The organism is uncultured Sphingomonas sp., from assembly GCF_964021865.1.
Classification (GTDB): Bacteria; Pseudomonadota; Alphaproteobacteria; order Sphingomonadales; family Sphingomonadaceae; genus Sphingomonas.
In genome coordinates this window covers 1-16,282 of record NZ_CAXIAM010000067.1, presented here as the reverse complement: position 1 = coordinate 16,282, position 16,282 = coordinate 1, and the positions used below count along the sequence as shown (strand labels likewise).

Genomic DNA, 16,282 nt, shown 5'->3' with positions numbered 1-16,282 from the left:
ACGACCGCGTCCGCCGTGCGGGGGGCGTGAGGCGGGATCGTCGCCGTCAGAGGCGGGGTCCGGGTCGTCGCGACTGCGGCTTCTTCGGGCGAAGTGGTTGGCGTCGCCGCGACCGGTGCGGTCACCTGCGGCGTGGCCGGCGGCGAAGCCTGCGTCGCGGGCTGCGGCGTCGTCGCGCGGGCGGCCGGGGGCGCGACGACGGTCGGCGCCGCGTTGGCCGCGGCGATGTTTCGCTCCGGCGAGGTAACGGCCGCGGCCGGCGCGGTCACCGGCGGCGTGGCGGGCGCAGAACCCTGCGTCGCGCGATGCGGTGTCGTCGCGCGGGCGGCAGGGGGCGCAACGACGGTCGACGCTGCGGCGGGCGCATCGGTGCTCCGCTCCGGCGACGTGACGATCGGCTGCACCAAGGGGGGCGAGGCGGCCAGCGTGGCCTGACTGTCGGCAATCGGTACCGGGGCGTGCGGCGTCACCGCGGGCGGCTCGGTCGTGGCGGTCGGTGCGTCCGCGGTGGCGGTCAGTGTGTCGGCGGGGGCGACCGGCGTTTCGGCGAAAGCGGTGGGCGCGTCCCGGTCGGGGTGGTCGTGCGCGGCGGCCTTCGAGATCGTGTCGGTCGCATCGACGTCGCTTTTGGTCAGCAGCGGCTGAACGGGCGGATCGAGGGTGATGACACGCAGGCGAGGGCGGGCCGCGGGTTCGGCGGCGAGCTTCGGCTCTGGCGTCGGTGCTACGGGAGCGCCGGGGATCACCGTCGCTACGGGCACTGCCGCCGCGGCGGGCGTCGCGAGTGCGGGCGGCGGCGGGGGCACCGCCACGCCGGTCGCATCGGCCAACCACGCCAGCGCCGCCTCGCCGGTCGAAACCATCGCATCGACCAGCGGCAGACCGGTGCCGGTACCGGCAAGATCCTGCCGCCCCGCGTCGCTCGCCACCGGCGCCACGCCGACCGCGACGCCGTCGCCGCAGCCGGGCAGCACCAGCTTCAGGAAGTCGCCCGTCGCGCCCGCCACGCCCGGCGTGGGCGAGGCCGCACCCGGCAGCATCGCGCCCGGTGCCGTCGTCAGGAGAAGGCTTGCGATCGTGGTCAAGGGTCAGGCCGCTTTCGTGGACAGGGTTCGCCGGCCACGCTGCAAGAGGCGTGCCGTTTACTTCTTCGGGCGCGCGGGCACGTCCTCGAGCGCCTTCATCTCGGCGCGCAGATCGGCGGCGTGCTGGCGTTCCATCAGCTTTTCGACCGCGCTCTGGTCGCGGCGTGCGCCGCGCGTCGCCTCGGTGCTGCGCTCGACCTGCGCCTCGGCGGCGCGGACGCGGTTCATCGCGGCTTCCGCCGAGCGGTGCAGCCGTTCGCGGAAATGCGCGCTGGCGGCGAGGTTGACCGCGCCGGCGACGGTCGACGGGGCGGGGGCGACCGCGTCGGCGAGCTGCGCGATGCGCTGCGCCAGTTGCGTCTCGCTGGTCAGCTGCGCCTGCGTCCGCGCCTCGTCGGCGCGCGCCAGCCCGAGCTGGAGCGTGCGGACGCGGTGCAGACGCTTGAGCCGTTTGGCGTCAGGCATCGCCGAAGACGCCGACCAGCTCCATCTCGGCATCGGCCAGCGACACCATCTGGTGCGTGTCCTGGCGCACGAATTCCATGATCGCGGGCTGATAGGCGATCGCGGCGTCGATCGCCGGATCGCTGCCGCTGCGATACGCGCCCATCAGCACGAGATCGCGATTTTCCTCATAGGTCGCCAGATGGCGGCGCAGGATGCGCGCGGCCTGCTGGTGATGCTGCGGCACGATGTCGTTCATCACGCGGCTGATCGACTTGGAGATGTCGATCGCGGGATAGACCGCGCGCTCGGCCATCGCACGGCTGAGCACGATATGCCCGTCGAGGATCGAGCGCGCCGAATCGACGACCGGATCGTTGCCGTCGTCGCCGTCCGCCAGCACGGTATAGATGCCGGTGATCGACCCGCCGGTGTTCACGTCCGACCCGGCGCGCTCCAGCAAATTGGGGAGCATCGCGATCGCGGACGGCGGATAGCCGCGCGCCGAGGCCGGTTCGCCCAGCGCCAGCCCGATCTCGCGCCCGGCGTGCGCGACGCGGGTCAGCGAATCGATGATGAGCAGCACGCTCTTGCCCTCGGCGCGGAACGCCTCGGCGATCGCAGTGGCGCGCAGCGCGCCGCGGATGCGGAGCACCGGCGAATGGTTGGCGGGCACCGCGACGACGACCGAGCGCTGGCGCGCCGCGCCCGCGACCTTGGTTTCGAGGAAGTCGGCAACCTCGCGGCTGCGCTCGCCGATCAGCCCGATCACGACGACATCGGCCTGTGCCGCGCGCACCATCATGCCGAGCAGCACCGACTTGCCGACGCCCGACCCGGCCATGATGCCGACGCGCTGCCCCTGGCCGACGGTGAGCAAGCCGTTGATCGCGCGCACGCCCACGTCCATCGGCGCGAGCACGCGGCCACGATCGAGCGGCGATTGCATATGGCCGGCGAGCGGCCAGCGCCCCGCGCCGCGGATCGGGCCGAGCCCGTCGATCGGATTGCCCGCGCCGTCGACGACGCGCCCGAGCATCGCCGCGCCGACCTCCGCCTCGCCCGGGGGGCCGAGCGGGCGGACCGGGGCGTTGGGCAGCAGGGCGGCCGGCCCGCCGAGGTTCATCATCAGCGTGCGGCCGTTGCGGAAGCCGATCACCTCGGCCTCAACCTGTTGCCCGCCGTCCGCACCGATCTTGCAGACGGTGCCGACCGGCAGCGACAGCCCGACCGCCTCCATCAGCAAGCCGTCATAGGACGACAGCCGCCCGGCGACGCGCGGCTTCGGCCGCGATCCGGCGAGTGCGAGCGTGCCGAGGTAATCCTCGGCGAAGCGGTTCAGCACGCCGGCACCGCCGCGCGCTCGATCGCGGCGGAAAGCTGATCCAGCCACATCGCCGGACCGTCCTCGACGATCGTCGACGCGGCCTCCATGACGAAGCTACCGCGTTCGACGCTCTCGTCGGCGACCGGGAAGACGGTGCCGGGCACCCGGCCCTCGAGCAGCGGCAGATCCTCGGGATGGACGCGCAGCATCGCCGATTCGCTGGCGTCGGCGAGCAGCTCGGTCGCGGCCTCGACGCGCGCGGCGAGCAACGGCGCGGAGACGCCGATCTCACCGACCAATTGCGTGACCAGCATCGTGACGGTGCGGCGCAGGGCGTCGGCCAGCGCGACGCGATCGATCGCGCCGCCGGCCTTCATCGCGCCCGCGACCGCCTCCAGCAGCTCGCGCTCGCGCGAAACCACCGCGTCGGCGGCCATCGCCGCATCGGCGAGCCCGTCGTGATAGCCGGCGATCCGCGCCGCCTCGATCTGTTCGACGCACGCCGGGATCGGCGCGTCGGCGTCGAGCATGTCCCAGCCGGCGGTCGGATCGGCATCCGGGTTCGCGGGCGAGAAATGGCGCGGCTGGTCGCCGGTCGCGTCGTCTAAAGGCTGCTCGGCCGCGGTCGGTGCGGGCGACCGCGCGCCGAACGCCTGTTCGATGCGCGCGATCAGGTCCGCCGGGGTGAAGCCCGGCGCGATCCCGGATTGCGCGCGCGTGCGGCTGAGCGCCGCCGCATTAGCACGCGACGGCATGCCGCTGACGAAATCCGCCTCAGACATAATCGTCGTCGCCCGCCCCAAGGTTGATCGTGCCGTCCTTCGCGAGGTTGCGGGCGATCTGGATGATCGCCTTCTGCGCCTCGAGCACTTCGCTCAGCTTCATCGGTCCCCGTGCTTCCATATCGTCGCGGATGCCCGACGCCGCGCGGGCCGACATGCAGCCGAGGATGCGGTTGCGCGCCGCCTCGTCCACGCCCTTCAGCGCGCGGCCCAAAGTGTCGCCGTCGACGTTGCGGATGAGCGTGCCCAGCCCCTTGTCGTCCAGCTCCAGCAGATTGTCGAAGACGAACATCGCCTCCTCGATCTGCCGCGCGATGTCGCGGTCCATCTTGAGCAGCTTGGGCATGACGCGCTGTTCGGTCGACTTGCGCGCGCCCTGCAGGATCTTCGCCGCCTCGCGCGCGCCGCCCAGCTGCAGCGCGGTCGACGAACCGCTGCCGCCGCCACCCGCGCTGCCGCCGCCCGTCCGGCTGGCGATCAGCGTGCGCAGCGCGTCGACCGCATCGGGGGTGATCGGCCCCAGCCGCGCGATGCGGTGCAGGATGTCGGGCTGCTTCAGTTCGGGCAGCAGTTCGAGCACCTGGCTGCCGATCGACGGATCGAGGTTGGCGATCATCACCGCGCAGATCTGCGGATGCTCCTTGTCGAGCATCGCCGCGATCTCCTTGGCATCCAGCCAGTCGAGCAGGTCGATCTCGCACACCGCCTCGGCCGGGGTGATCTGCGCCAGCACGCTTTCGGCCTTGTCGCGGCCCAGCGCGCGCGTCATCACCGCCTCGACCTTCGGGCCGGGGTTGAAGGTGATGCCGGTGCGCTCGCGCGCCTTGCCGACGAAATCGTCGAGCACCAGCTCGACCTCTTCCTCGCTGACGTCGGCGACCGCGAACATCGCGGTGCCCAGCTTGCGGACCTCTTCGGGATCGAGCTTCTGGAGGATGGCCGCAGCCTCTTCCTCGCCGACGAGCATCATCAGCACCGCGGCGCGCTCGACGCCGGTGAAGGTCCGTGGGGCGGTGGCGACCTCGGTCACGGTTTGGCGTCCGCGACCAGCATGTCACGCACCGCCAGCGCCGCGCGCGCCGGATTGTCGCGCGTGAAGCCGCGCACCGCGTCGATCCGCTCCTCGTAGCTCTGGCTGGTCTCGATCTGGTCGAGGCTGACCGGCGGCTGAACCGCGATCTGCTCGCCGTCCGCGCCCTCGCCGGCGCTCGTGCCGTTGCCCGAGCCCTCGGTCAGCGCGGTACCGTCGCCTTTGGTGCCGTCCGCCAGCGCGGCGGCGTCCCTGGGCGGCGTGGCGTCCTCGCGCTTCTTCATCAGCGCCTTCGCGATCGGGCGCACGCCGAGCAGCAGGACCAGCAGCGCGATGACGAGCGCGGTCAGGTTGCGCGCGAGCATCGGCACCAGCGCATTGTCGTACCATTTGGGCGCGGCGGCGGCATCGGCGCTGGCATCGGCGAACTTGCGGCTGATGACGGTGACATTGTCGTTGCGCGTCGGGTCGAAGCCGACCGCGCTCTTCACCAGATCGTTGATCTGCTGAATCTCCATCGCGGTGCGCTTGGTCTTCTCCGGGTCGCGCAACAGCACCGCGACGGACAGCCGCTTGATGTTGCCCGGCGCGGCGCGCGTGACCGAGACTTCCTTGTTCAGATCATAGGCGCGCTGGAACGCGTCGGTCTGCTTGGCCGGATCGGGTGCCGGGCCGCCGGCGGCGGGTTGCGCCGCGGGGGTGCCAGGGTTGCCGGTCGCGGGCTGCGGGGTCGACAGCTGCGAGGCGGGCGGGGGCGTGTTGCTGAGCGCGCCCGGGATGCCGGACGGCGGCGCGTTGGTCGCCATGTTGCCGGTCCAGTTGCCGGTCTCGGCGCGCAGCCGGCCTTCCTTGTCGTAGCTTTCGCGGGTCGCGCTGGTTTCGTCGAGGTTGACGTCGGCCTGCACCTCGGCGGTGAAATTGCCCGCGCCGACCAATGGGGTGAGTAGCTGGATCAGCTGCTGACGATATTTGTCCTCGACGCGGCGCTGGAACTCGATGCGCTTGTCGTTGGCGCTGTCGGGGCCGTCGCCCGACTTGGTGAGCAGCCCGCCCATCTGGTCGACGATCGTCACCGCATCGGGCTTCAGCCCCGGCACCGACGAGGCGACGAGGTTGACGATCGACTGGACCTGCGCGTCGCTGAGCGAGCGGCCGCCCTGCAGCTTGACCACCACCGACGCCGACGGCGCGGCATTGTCGCGCACGAACACGCTCGCCTCGGGCATCGCGAGATGAACGCGTGCCTCGGCGACCGCGTCGATCTCCTGGATCGAGCGCGCCAGCTCGGTCTCGCGCGCCTGACGCAGCCGCTCGCCCTCGACCGCGCGGCTGACGCCCATCGGCAGCTCGTCGAGGATCGCGTAGCCGCCCGGTGCGGCCTTAGGCAGGCCCTGCCCGGCGAGCAGCAGCCGCGCCTTGGAATAATCCTCCTCGTTGACGGTCAGCGTGCCCGCCGAATCGTCGATATGGCTGGGGATGTTCGCGGCCGACAGCGCGGTGGTGACCGCGGCCTTGTCCGAATCGGGCAGGCCGGAGAACAACGTCTTCTGCGGCGGGGTCGACAGCGCCGACCACGCGAGCCCGGCCGCGCCGATCAGCCCGACCATCAACGCCATCGGCCCGGCGCGCCGCACCGCGGGCTGCGCCATCACGCCCTGGATCTGACGCAGCGGGTTGGCGAACTTCTCGGGCACCAGCGTCACCGGCACCGGGTTCTGCGGGGTGAGAGCGTTGCTCATATCAGACCGGCATGCTCATGATGTCCTTGTACGCGGACAGGATCTTGTTGCGGACCTGCAGCGTCGCCTCGAAGCCGACCGACGCTTCCTGACGCGCGAGCATCACCTTGGCGATGTCGACGGTCTCGCCGCGTTCATACTGCTCCGACAGCGCCGAGGCCTTTTGCTGGCCCTCGTTCACCTTGGCGATCGCCGACTGCATCGTGTCGGCGAAGCTGCTGGCGTTCGCGGCGCCCCCGGTGACCGGCGCGGGCGCGGCGGATGCGGCACCGCTGGTGCGGTTCAATGCGGCGTTGCGCTCCAGGATCTGCGCGCGCAGCGCCATCACCCGGTCGACGCCGCCGACGCCTCCGATCGCGCTCATGCCGACAGCATCCGGCCGGTGCCGGCGGCGAGGTCGTCACCCTGTTCGCGCGCCTTGGCGAGCCGGTAGCGCAGCGTCCGCTCCGAGATGCCGAGCCGCTTCGCGGTCTCGATCCGGCTGCCGCCGCACGCCGCCAGCGTCTCGCGGATCGCGGCGAATTCAGAGAATTGCACGACCTGCCCCAGCGTGTTGTCCTCACCGCCCGTCGCGGCGACGCGCGGCGCAGGAGCGGGGCGGTCGAAGACGATGTGATCGGCCTCGATCGTGTCGCCGCCCGCGAACAGCAGCGCGCGCTGGATGACATTCTCCAGCTCGCGGACGTTGCCCGGCCAGTCGTGCGCGACCAGCCGCGCGATCGCGGCGTCGCTCGGCCACGGCAGCGATGCGCGCGTGCCGGCATGACGCAGGATCATCGTCGCGGCGAGCGCGGGGATGTCCTGCGGCCGCTCGGCCAGCGCACGGGTCGACAGCGGGAACACCGACAGGCGGTAGTAAAGATCGGCGCGGAAGCGGCCCGCCGCCACCTCGGCCTGAAGATCGCGGTTGGCGCAGGCGACGACGCGGACGTCGACCGCCTGCGGCATCGTCGCGCCGATCGGCACCACCTCGCGCTCCTGCAACACGCGCAGCAGCTTGGCCTGGAGGTTGAGCGGCATCTCCGCGATCTCGTCGAGCAGCAAGGTGCCGCCGTTCGCGGCGCGGAAGAAGCCCTCGCCGCCCGACGACGCGCCGGTGAACGCGCCCTTCTGGTGGCCGAACAGCATCGCCTCCAGCATCGTCTCGGGCAGCGCGGCGCAGTTGATCGCGACGAACGGGCCGTCGCGGCGCTCGGAATTCAGGTGGATCGTGCGCGCCAGCACTTCCTTGCCGGTGCCGGTCGGCCCGTTGATCAGCACGGTGATGTCGGCCTGCGCGACGCGCTCGGCCAGCGCCAGCAGCGCCAGCGACTCGGGGTCGGCGGCGGTCGGCAGCTCCGGCCCGCCGACTAACGCGCGGGCGAAGGCGTTGCCGACCGCGGCATCCTCATGGCCATAGGCGATGCGTGCCGGCTGGCCGTCGCGGAACGGGATCACCTCGCGCCCGGCATTGCCGACGATCAGCGTGCGCGCCGGGGCGGGCACCGCCTCGCCCTCGGCGACCAGATAGGCGACGTTCGGCTGCGGCCGCGCGGCGGGCGCCTGCACCGCAAAGCCCTGCGCGCGCAGCGAGGACACGAGCGTCAGGTGCGCGCGCTCCACGGTGGCTGTCGGCATGATCGAACGCATGGCGTGGAATTCCCTCGAATCAGTACGAGGGTGATGCGGCCGCGGTGGTTAACGCGCGGTATAATTGCCGCCGTTGCCGGCAGACTTTTTCCGGGCGCCCGGGGCGTACGCGCACGCCCGCGCGCGCGTGCACGTAGGGGGAAGCGGGGGGGGCCGTGGGCCCTTGCGAAAAGTTTCCGGCGAAAAGCCCTAAAAGTCCGGCGCGGGCAGCCGTTTGATGCGGTGACGGCACGGCCACCTGCTCATTCGGGGGCGGCGGGACGGGCCGGTAGATGGAGATAATCCCATGACCGTGATCAACACCAACACCTCGGCAATGCGCGCCACCAACGCTTCGACGATGGCGAGCAAGTCGCTGGCGACCTCGATGGAGCGCCTGTCGACCGGCAAGCGCATCAACTCGGCGAAGGACGACGCCGCCGGCCTCGCGATCGCCAACCGCATGACCAGCCAGACCAAGGCGATGGCGATGGCCGTCCGCAACGCCAACGACGGCATCAGCCTGGCGCAGACCGCCGAAGGCGCGATGGGCGAAGTCACCAACATGCTGACCCGCATGAAGGAACTGGCCACCCAGTCGGCCAACGGCACGCTGCAGGATTCGGACCGCACCGCGCTGCAGTCGGAAATGACGCAGCTGACCGCCGAAGTGAACAACGTCGCCAAGACGACCTCGTTCAACGGCGTCAACCTGCTCGATGGCAGCTCGAGCACGGTCAAGCTGCAGACCGGCATCAACGCAAACCAGAACATCAGCATGTCGCTGACCGACACCCGCGCCTCGACGCTGGGCCTGACGGCGGCGGTCAAGGGTACGGCTGTCACTGCAACTGCGATCGCCGCCGGTGGCGTGGTGGTCAACGGCCAAGATATCGGCGCTGTCATTGCCGCCGACAAGGACGCGAGCAAGATCGCGACCGCGATCAACTCTGCGGTGTCGAACGTCACCGCGACTGCCAAGAACAGCGTCACCGCCAGCGTCGGCACGCCGACCACCGGCAACACGCTGACGATCGGTTCGACCACCGTTACGATGACGGACAACGAGAAGGATGCCGCGTCGGTCGCCGCCAAGATCAACAGCACGCTCGCCGGCGTTTCGGGCAACAAGATCGCCGCCAGCACCGACAGCACGGGCAAGCTGGTCCTGACCAGCAGCGACGGCAGCAACATTGCGCTGACCGACACCAACAGCATCCTGTCGGGTGCCAAGGACGGCCTGGGCAACTCGGTGACGACCGGTGCGTCCGCTGTGACGGTACGCGGCAACGTGTCGATCGAAGCGGCGTCGGGTACCGCGCTGACGATCTCGGGCACCGCGGTGGGGGACGCCGGCCTGACGGCGGCCAGCACCTCGGCCATCTCGATCTCGTCGCAGACCGGCGCGTCGGCAGCCATGTCGGTGATCGACGGTGCGCTCGACAAGATCTCGTCGGCGCGTGGCACGATGGGTGCGGCGCAGAACCGGCTGGAATCGACGGTCAACAACCTGACCACCACCGCGACCAACCTGTCGGACGCCAAGAGCCGTATCGAGGACGCCGACTTCTCGACCGAGACGACCGCGCTCGCCAAGGCGCAGATCCTCGGCCAGGCCTCGACCGCGATGCTGGCGCAGGCCAACCAGTCGCAGCAGGGCGTGATGAAGCTGCTCGGCTAAGTCCGGCAGCCGACCACCGGCCTCTCGCCCCCGATCAGAGCGGGGCCGGTGCCGGACAAGAAGACCCCCGTCAGCCGGATGGCTGGCGGGGGTTTTCGTCGTTTCGGGCGGAGCGCGCGCCCCAACGCCGTCGCCCCTGCGCAGGCAGGGGCCTATCGCTGTTTCGTTGGTCGATCTGGCTGACACATTGCGCGTGAGCCGTGTGTCAGATGACGCGCGGCACGACGCAGACATGGCCCCTGCCTGCGCAGCGGCGACGGCGCGTGGCGCTGATGGCAGCCCCTCCTTCGCGGGCGCCTGCGTTCGTTCGATTCCAGCGGGACGGCAAGTCCAGGATGACGGCGTGGTGAAATGAGGGCGCGTGGACGTTACGCGCGCTTCTTTCGGGATGCCGGCTTCTTCTTGACCGGCGCTCTCCGCCCGGCTGCGACGCCGAGCATCGCCCATTGGCGCAATGCCTCGGGATCGTCGTGGCACTCCTCGGGCGCACGCCGGTAGTTCATCGACGTTACCGTTCCGTCGCCGCGCTCATGGGTGAAGCGCGCGCAACCTGCCGCTTCCCAGGTCACGTCGCTCTCGGCATCGCTCTTGAACCACAGGCTGCCGTCACCGTCGATGATCGCGAAGACCACGCCGTCCAGATAGAGCGTCGCGCCGCCCATCATTCGGCGATGTGTAACGCTCCCGTCCGCTGCCAGCGCCTCCGCAACCCAGTCGATCAGCCCCCGATCCAGCGCCATCGTCTCAATGCCCCGCGGTCAGCTTGAGCCCAGCGATACACCCGACCGCGCCGAGGATCAGCAGCAGCCGCACCGGGGTCGCCGCCTCGCCGTAGAAGAAAATGCCGGTCAGCACGGTGCCGAGCGCGCCGATCCCGGTCCATACCGCATAAGCGGTGCCCATCGGGATGCTGCGCGCGGCGATCTCCAGCAGCAGCATCGACATCGATACCGACGCGAGAAACGCCAGCGTCCAGCCGATGTGGCGGAAGCCGTCGGCGTTGCGCAGGCAGGTGGTGAAGCCGACCTCGAACAGCCCGCCGACAATCAGCCAGACCCATGCCATCAGCCGCGCCCCGCCAGCGCGTGCAACGCCGCGCCGTCGACCCGCTGCACGGTCCACTCGTCCTGCGCGACCGCGCCCTTCGCGCGGTAGAAATCGATCGCGGGGGTGTTCCAGTCGAGCACCCACCATTCGAAGCGCGCATAGCCGCGATCGACCGCGATCCCGGCGAGCGCCTTCAGCAACGCCGCGCCGGCACCCTGTCCGCGTGCTTCGGGCGAGATGTAGAGATCGTCGAGCCAGATGCCGCGCTTGCCGGTCCATGTGGAAAAGGTGGTGTAGAAGATCGCGAAGCCGGCCGCGCGGCCGTCGAGGTCGGCGATCAGCGCCTCGGCGGCGGGGGGCGCACCGAACAGCGCGTCGTGGAGCATCGGTTCGGTCGCCTCGACCGCGTCGGGCGCTTTCTCGAACGCGGCGAGATCGCGGACGAAGCCGAGCATCGTCGGGACATCGTCTGGGGCGGCGGGGCGGATCGAGACGGTCATGGGGGTGGGTGTATCGTGTGGGGCGCATCTGCCCAAGCCTGCTCCGTCATCCCGGCGCAGGTGCGGATCCAGAACTTGTGACCGATCGCTTCTATCGGCAGACTCGCGCGTCTGGATTCTCACCTTCGCGGGCATGACGGGGCGCGTGGTTACGCCGCGCCCTCCAGCGCCCCCTGCGGCACCGTCCGCCGCCGCGCCGCGTAGAGGCACGCGGCGACGATCACCCCCGCACCGGCGAACGTCGTCGGCGCGACCCGCTCGCCGAAGCACAGCCAGCCGAGCACCGCCGCATAGACGAACGACGAATATTCGGTCGTCGCCAGAAATCCCGCCTCGGCATGCGCATAGGCCCAGCCGAGCAGGAACAGCGAGCCGGTCGCGAGCAGCGCGGCGACCGCGATCCTCGCCCATGCTCCCGGCGGCGGCGCCACCGCCAGCCACGGCGCGGCGCATAGCAGCAACGTCGCGGTGACCGCCGACTGGACGAAGGCGATCTCGCGCGGGCTGGCGGCCTGGCTCTGGAGCCGCGCGACGATCAGATTGGCGGCGTAGAGGATCGCCGAGGCGAGGATCGCGCCGGCCCCCGCCAGCGCGTCCGGCCCGAGCGCCATGCGCGTCTGCCCGGCGAGGATCACCGCCACACCGACGAGTGCCGCGAACGATGCCGCGACGACCCGTGCCCCGACCCGCTCCCCGAGCAACCACGCGCCGAGCAGCAGCGCGAGCAGCGGCGCGATGTAGGTCAGCGCGATCGCCTGCGCCATCGGCACGCGCGCCAGCCCCCAGAAGAACAGCAGCGCCATCGCGGTGGTCAGCGTGCCGCGCGCCAGGTGCAGCCGCAGCGCACGCGCGCCGATCCGCCGCCCGCCGCCGACCCGCCACGCCGCGCCGCCGATCGCGGTCGACAGCATCGTCCGCCACAGCAGCGCATTGTAGACGCCGATCGCTAGCACCAGCGACTTCATGAACGCGTCCATGATCGAGAACAGCCCGATCCCGCCGGCCGCGACGCCGAGGGCGAGCGCGGGGGAGAGGTGGCGCGGGGTGGTCATCGGATCAGATGGATATCGACGTCGCCGTCGAACGCCTGCCAGACGCGATCGGCGGTCACGACGGTAGCGCGATGCACGATGCCGAGCGCCAGACAGGCGCGGTCGGCGAAGGACAGGCGTAACGTCTGCGCGCGGGGGTGAAGGGCGGCGCTGACTCGCGCCTGCTCGCTGTCGAAGGAGGCGATCACCACTTCGAGGCGGCGCAGGCTGTCGAGCACGATCTCCGCTTCCATGCCGCGGCGGACACATTTGTGGAGCACTTCATCAAAGTTGACCGCCGAAAGCAGCGCGGCGCGCACGAACGGCAGCGCGACGTCACCGCCTGCTTCGTCGAACAGCAACGCCAGCAGCGCAGACGAGTCGAAGACGATCGTCACGCCGCCGATGCCGCATCCGTGTCACCTTCGCGCCGCTGTTCCTCGCGACGGCCGGCGAGCAGGTCGTCGACGATACTGCCGTGTGGATCGCGGAACGGACGGAAAGCGTCCTGCACATCGCGGACGACCTGAACGTGCGTTCTGAGGATCATGCCGCCTTGCTCGTCACGATCGATGACGACCATGTCGCCGTCCTTGATCCCCAGTTCGCGGCGCAGGTCGGCGGGGATGACGATCTTCCCGCCGGCGATCACCTTCGCATGATAGGTCATGTCGGGTCCTCCAGGACCTGACATGTAGCACAGGACCTATTCGGGCGCCAGTTTTGCCGCCGCGTCGGCGGCGTCGATCTCCGCGGCCTTGGCCTCGACCAGCTTGACGATATGCTCGATCATGTCGGCGTCCTGCACATGGTGGTCGGTGACGCCCGACAGATAGACCATGTGCTTGCCGCCGCCACCGCCGGTGATGCCGATGTCGGTTTCGCGCGCCTCGCCGGGGCCATTGACGACGCAGCCGAGCACCGACAGGCTCATGGGCGTGCGGATGTGCTGGAGCCGTTCCTCGAGCGCCTGCACGGTGCGGATCACGTCGAAGCCCTGCCGCGCGCAGCTCGGGCAGCTCACCACGCGCACGCCGCGGTTGCGGATGCCGAGCGCCTTGAGAATCTCGAACCCGACGCGGACTTCCTCTTCCGGCTCGGCCGACAAGGACACGCGGATCGTATCGCCGATTCCGAACCACAGCAGCGAGCCCATGCCGATCGACGACTTCACCGTGCCGCCGATCAGTCCGCCCGCCTCGGTGATGCCGAGATGCAGCGGGCAGTCGACCGCGTCGGCAAGCTGTTGATAGGCGGCGACCGCGAGGAAGACGTCCGACGCCTTCACCGCGACCTTATATTCGTGGAAGTCGTGGTCCTGCAGCAGCTTGATGTGGTCGAGCGCCGATTCGACCAGCGCCTCCGGACAGGGCTCGCCGTACTTCTCGAGCAGGTCCTTCTCGAGGCTGCCGGCGTTGACGCCGATGCGGATCGCGCAGCCGTTGGCCTTGGCGGCGCGCACCACCTCGGCGACGCGATCGGACGAGCCGATGTTGCCGGGGTTGATGCGCAGGCACGCCGCGCCGGCATCGGCGGCTTCGAGCGCGCGCTTGTAGTGGAAATGGATGTCCGCGACGATCGGCACCTTGGCGGCGCGCACGATCTGGCCGAGCGCGGCGGTCGACGCCACGTCGGGGCAGCTGACGCGGATGATGTCCGCCCCGGCCTCCTCGCAGCGACGGATCTGGTCGATCGTCGCGGCGGCATCCTCGGTGGGGGTATTGGTCATCGTCTGCACGGTGACCGGGGCATCCCCGCCGACGGGGACATTGCCGACCATGATCTGGCGGCTGGGACGACGCGCGATATCGCGCCACGGACGGATCGACATACCCGCCATATACGCGTGTGGCGTGGCAGTTCAAAGTCGCAGCATCGGCCAAGCAATGCTAGGCGACCGCAAATGCAGCGTCATTACGGCCTGGACTGGCTCCGCATCGGGGCGTTCGCGATCCTGATCCTCTACCATGTCGGCATGGTGTTCGTCCCGTGGGACTTCCACGCGAAGCTGCCCGGCGCGTGGTGGGTGGCGGTGCCGATGATGGCGTCGAACCCGTGGCGGCTGGCGTTGCTGTTCCTCGTCTCGGGCTACGCCAGTCGTGCGCTGATGCTGCGCAACAAGGCGCCGTGGCGGTTCGCGCGGCAGCGCTCGCTGCGGCTGCTCGTCCCGCTGATTTTCGGCATCGCGGTGATCGTGCCGGTGCAGCCGTGGGTCGAACTGTCGCAGAAATACGGCTATTCGCACGGCTTCGGGCACTTCTGGGTGCACGATTACTTCCGGTTCGCACCGGTCGGGGCGCTGTTCCTGCCCGCCTGGAACCACCTGTGGTTCGTCGCCTATCTGTGGGTCTATACGTTGGTGCTCGCCGCGGGTGCGCTGTTGCTACCGCGGGCGGTGCGGCGTGCGATACAGGCCGGGTTTGCGTGGATGATGCGCGGGCCGGCATTGCTGGTGGTGCCGATCGCGTGGATGGTGCTGGTCAGCTTCTGGCTGTTCCCCGGCGGGCGCGAGACGCACGCGCTGGTCGACGATTGGGTCGCGCACTTCAGCTACTTCCCGTTTTTCCTGTTCGGCTATGCGCTGGCGTGCGCGCCGGAGACGCTGGCAGCGCTGGTCGCGCGGTGGAAGCCGTCGGCGGCGATCGCGCTGGCGGCCTATGCGGTGGTCGCGGGGATCGAGATCCGCTGGCCGGGCAGCAGCATGCCGTACCCGTGGGGGATCGTCTTCTCGGTGGCGCGCTCGGTCGAGGGCTGGGCGGCGGTCGCCGCGCTGATCGGCTATGCCGACGGGCACTGGAACCGCGACCGCAAGTGGCGGCGGATGCTGACCGAGGCGGTGTTCCCGTTCTACATTGTCCACCAGTCGATCATCGTGCTGGTCGCGTTCTGGCTGGCGCCGCTGGCGCTGCCCGGTGGCGTGGCGTTCGCCGTACTGGTCGCGGCGACGCTGGCGGGGTGCTGGGCCTTTTATCTGGGCGGACGCGCGATCGGGCCGCTGCGCCCGCTGATCGGACTACGGCGGCACGCGTCGCGGCGCACGCACGTCGATCCGCGCCCGGCGATCGTTTGAGGGCGGTGACCGTCATTCCCGCGCAGGCGGGAATCCAGAACCTCTGACGATCACGCTTCTATCGGCAGACCTGCGCGTCTGGATTCCCGCCTGCGCGGGAATGACGAAGGGGTTTACTGCCCGAAGGTGCCCGCGCGGTAGAGCAGGGTGATCGCGACGCGGCGGTTGCGCGGGTCCTGCGGGTTGTCGGCGATCATCGGTTCGCGGTCCGCCACGCCCTCGATGCGGTTGAAGCGCGTTTCCGGAATGCCGCCCAGCGCCAGCCGGCGGCGCGTCGCCTCGGCGCGGCCCGACGACAGCATCCAGTTGTTCATCGCGCGCGGATCGCCATACGGCAGGCTGTCGGTATAGCCGCGGATCGAGATCGGGTTCTGCGTTTCCTTGATCCCCTGCGCGACCAACCCGATCAGCGCCGACGCGTCGCTGGCGAGCGCGGTCGTGCCCAGCGCGAACATCGAATAATCGGCGTCGTCGACCAGATCGATGCGCATCCCGTCGGAGGTCATCGTGAAGCGGATGTGCTTGGCCAGCTTCGCCAGCTCGCGCTGCGCCATGATCTTCTGCATCACCTGCTGGCGCAGCTTGGCAAAATTCTTGGCGTCTTCTTTCGCGACCGCGCTGCTGCTGCGCAGCGAGCCCTTCTTCCCAAATCCCTTGGCCTCGCCGACCGGATCGGTGGTGACCAGCGCCAGCGCGTGCAGATCCGAGGTGCCCGCCTTCGGCCCGATCTTCTCCTTCGATGTCAGCGATTCGCCGCCGAACATCCCGTTGCCGCCGATCCCGACGCGCTTCTTGTCGATCAGCGTCGGCGCGAAATAATCGGCGATGCCCTTGCGCTGCTTCTCGGTCGTTGCGCCGAGCAGCCACAGCAGCAGGAAGAACGCCATCATCGCGGTCACGAAATCGGCATAGGCGACCTTCCACGCGCCGCCGTGGTG

General features: G+C 69.9%; 17 protein-coding genes and 1 pseudogene. 2 read left to right on the top strand and 16 right to left on the bottom strand.

Annotated features, from left to right (window positions below):
* The 8 genes and pseudogenes from AADI75_RS14390 to AADI75_RS14355 all read right to left on the bottom strand — a co-directional run.
* Positions 1 to 1,085 (bottom strand): annotated as a pseudogene (locus AADI75_RS14390) (hypothetical protein); the annotation flags it as partial.
* 57 nt (positions 1,086 to 1,142) lie between these two features.
* On the bottom strand, positions 1,143 to 1,550 hold the full coding sequence (locus tag AADI75_RS14385; protein WP_341209695.1) for a hypothetical protein: 408 nt from the start codon (positions 1,548 to 1,550) through the stop codon (positions 1,143 to 1,145).
* Entirely contained in the window at positions 1,543 to 2,874 is a 1,332-nt protein-coding gene (locus AADI75_RS14380) for a FliI/YscN family ATPase (RefSeq protein WP_341209694.1), read from the bottom strand. Before AADI75_RS14380 ends, AADI75_RS14385 begins: the two co-directional genes overlap by 8 nt.
* Positions 2,868 to 3,611 (bottom strand): flagellar biosynthesis protein FliH, encoded by a 744-nt coding sequence (locus AADI75_RS14375; protein ID WP_341209693.1) that lies wholly within the window; start codon positions 3,609 to 3,611, stop codon positions 2,868 to 2,870. The genes AADI75_RS14380 and AADI75_RS14375 overlap by 7 nt, the downstream gene beginning before the upstream one ends.
* 19 nt (positions 3,612 to 3,630) lie before the next feature.
* Positions 3,631 to 4,668 (bottom strand): flagellar motor switch protein FliG, encoded by a 1,038-nt coding sequence (gene fliG, locus AADI75_RS14370; protein WP_341209692.1) that lies wholly within the window; start codon positions 4,666 to 4,668, stop codon positions 3,631 to 3,633.
* The gene (fliF, locus tag AADI75_RS14365) at positions 4,665 to 6,407 is read right to left on the bottom strand and encodes a flagellar basal-body MS-ring/collar protein FliF (protein ID WP_341209691.1); all 1,743 of its coding nucleotides are present in this window, start codon (positions 6,405 to 6,407) and stop codon (positions 4,665 to 4,667) included. Before fliF ends, fliG begins: the two co-directional genes overlap by 4 nt.
* A 1-nt stretch (position 6,408) precedes the next feature.
* Positions 6,409 to 6,771 carry a flagellar hook-basal body complex protein FliE gene (fliE, locus tag AADI75_RS14360; RefSeq protein ID WP_341209690.1) on the bottom strand — a complete coding sequence of 121 codons (363 nt, stop codon included), beginning with the start codon at positions 6,769 to 6,771 and terminating at the stop codon, positions 6,409 to 6,411.
* Complete coding sequence (locus tag AADI75_RS14355; RefSeq protein ID WP_341209689.1) at positions 6,768 to 8,036, bottom strand: sigma 54-interacting transcriptional regulator; 1,269 nt, start codon at positions 8,034 to 8,036, stop codon at positions 6,768 to 6,770. The genes fliE and AADI75_RS14355 overlap by 4 nt, the downstream gene beginning before the upstream one ends.
* A 286-nt stretch (positions 8,037 to 8,322) precedes the next feature.
* On the opposite strand from AADI75_RS14355, the gene AADI75_RS14350 reads away from it, so the two are divergent.
* On the top strand, positions 8,323 to 9,696 hold the full coding sequence (locus AADI75_RS14350) for a flagellin (protein ID WP_341209688.1): 1,374 nt from the start codon (positions 8,323 to 8,325) through the stop codon (positions 9,694 to 9,696).
* Between the two features lie 368 nt (positions 9,697 to 10,064).
* Here the strand turns inward: AADI75_RS14350 and AADI75_RS14345 are convergent, their stop codons facing one another.
* The 7 genes from AADI75_RS14345 to ispG all read right to left on the bottom strand — a co-directional run bounded on the left by AADI75_RS14345 (position 10,065) and on the right by ispG (position 14,105).
* Positions 10,065 to 10,436: a TfoX/Sxy family protein gene (locus tag AADI75_RS14345; RefSeq protein ID WP_341209687.1), complete on the bottom strand. Its 372-nt coding sequence runs from the start codon at positions 10,434 to 10,436 to the stop codon at positions 10,065 to 10,067.
* Positions 10,437 to 10,440: 4 nt separating this feature from the next.
* On the bottom strand, positions 10,441 to 10,761 hold the full coding sequence (locus AADI75_RS14340; protein ID WP_341209686.1) for a multidrug efflux SMR transporter: 321 nt from the start codon (positions 10,759 to 10,761) through the stop codon (positions 10,441 to 10,443).
* Positions 10,761 to 11,243 carry a GNAT family N-acetyltransferase gene (locus AADI75_RS14335; RefSeq protein WP_341209685.1) on the bottom strand — a complete coding sequence of 161 codons (483 nt, stop codon included), beginning with the start codon at positions 11,241 to 11,243 and terminating at the stop codon, positions 10,761 to 10,763. Before AADI75_RS14335 ends, AADI75_RS14340 begins: the two co-directional genes overlap by 1 nt.
* 149 nt (positions 11,244 to 11,392) lie before the next feature.
* Positions 11,393 to 12,295 (bottom strand): DMT family transporter, encoded by a 903-nt coding sequence (locus AADI75_RS14330; RefSeq protein WP_341209684.1) that lies wholly within the window; start codon positions 12,293 to 12,295, stop codon positions 11,393 to 11,395.
* Positions 12,292 to 12,672, bottom strand: a complete 381-nt coding sequence (locus AADI75_RS14325; RefSeq protein WP_341209683.1) for a type II toxin-antitoxin system VapC family toxin — start codon at positions 12,670 to 12,672, stop codon at positions 12,292 to 12,294. The genes AADI75_RS14330 and AADI75_RS14325 overlap by 4 nt, the downstream gene beginning before the upstream one ends.
* The gene (locus AADI75_RS14320; protein WP_341209682.1) at positions 12,669 to 12,944 is read right to left on the bottom strand and encodes an AbrB/MazE/SpoVT family DNA-binding domain-containing protein; all 276 of its coding nucleotides are present in this window, start codon (positions 12,942 to 12,944) and stop codon (positions 12,669 to 12,671) included. Before AADI75_RS14320 ends, AADI75_RS14325 begins: the two co-directional genes overlap by 4 nt.
* Before the next feature lie 36 nt (positions 12,945 to 12,980).
* Positions 12,981 to 14,105: a flavodoxin-dependent (E)-4-hydroxy-3-methylbut-2-enyl-diphosphate synthase gene (gene ispG / locus AADI75_RS14315; protein WP_341209681.1), complete on the bottom strand. Its 1,125-nt coding sequence runs from the start codon at positions 14,103 to 14,105 to the stop codon at positions 12,981 to 12,983.
* 72 nt (positions 14,106 to 14,177) lie between these two features.
* Between ispG and AADI75_RS14310 the strand changes: the two genes are divergently transcribed.
* Positions 14,178 to 15,344 carry an acyltransferase family protein gene (locus AADI75_RS14310; RefSeq protein ID WP_341209680.1) on the top strand — a complete coding sequence of 389 codons (1,167 nt, stop codon included), beginning with the start codon at positions 14,178 to 14,180 and terminating at the stop codon, positions 15,342 to 15,344.
* A 113-nt stretch (positions 15,345 to 15,457) separates the two neighbouring features.
* Here AADI75_RS14310 and AADI75_RS14305 read toward each other — a convergent pair.
* Positions 15,458 to 16,282 (bottom strand): flagellar motor protein MotB (locus AADI75_RS14305; RefSeq protein WP_341209679.1); only part of this gene is annotated, 825 nt, incomplete at its 5' end.

Bases quoted from the DNA above. Each gene is read 5' to 3' on its own strand.
- AADI75_RS14385 (WP_341209695.1), bottom strand. From the start codon at position 1,550: ATGCCTGACGCCAAACGGCTCAAGCGTCTGCACCGCGTCCGCACGCTC.
- AADI75_RS14375 (WP_341209693.1), bottom strand. From the start codon at position 3,611: ATGCCGTCGCGTGCTAATGCGGCGGCGCTCAGCCGCACGCGCGCGCAA.
- fliF (WP_341209691.1), bottom strand. From the start codon at position 6,407: ATGAGCAACGCTCTCACCCCGCAGAACCCGGTGCCGGTGACGCTGGTG.
- fliE (WP_341209690.1), bottom strand. From the start codon at position 6,771: ATGAGCGCGATCGGAGGCGTCGGCGGCGTCGACCGGGTGATGGCGCTG.
- AADI75_RS14355 (WP_341209689.1), bottom strand. From the start codon at position 8,036: ATGCGTTCGATCATGCCGACAGCCACCGTGGAGCGCGCGCACCTGACG.
- AADI75_RS14350 (WP_341209688.1), top strand. From the start codon at position 8,323: ATGACCGTGATCAACACCAACACCTCGGCAATGCGCGCCACCAACGCT.
- AADI75_RS14345 (WP_341209687.1), bottom strand. From the start codon at position 10,436: ATGGCGCTGGATCGGGGGCTGATCGACTGGGTTGCGGAGGCGCTGGCA.
- AADI75_RS14340 (WP_341209686.1), bottom strand. From the start codon at position 10,761: ATGGCATGGGTCTGGCTGATTGTCGGCGGGCTGTTCGAGGTCGGCTTC.
- AADI75_RS14335 (WP_341209685.1), bottom strand. From the start codon at position 11,243: ATGACCGTCTCGATCCGCCCCGCCGCCCCAGACGATGTCCCGACGATG.
- AADI75_RS14330 (WP_341209684.1), bottom strand. From the start codon at position 12,295: ATGACCACCCCGCGCCACCTCTCCCCCGCGCTCGCCCTCGGCGTCGCG.
- AADI75_RS14320 (WP_341209682.1), bottom strand. From the start codon at position 12,944: ATGACCTATCATGCGAAGGTGATCGCCGGCGGGAAGATCGTCATCCCC.
- ispG (WP_341209681.1), bottom strand. From the start codon at position 14,105: ATGTCGATCCGTCCGTGGCGCGATATCGCGCGTCGTCCCAGCCGCCAG.
- AADI75_RS14310 (WP_341209680.1), top strand. From the start codon at position 14,178: ATGCAGCGTCATTACGGCCTGGACTGGCTCCGCATCGGGGCGTTCGCG.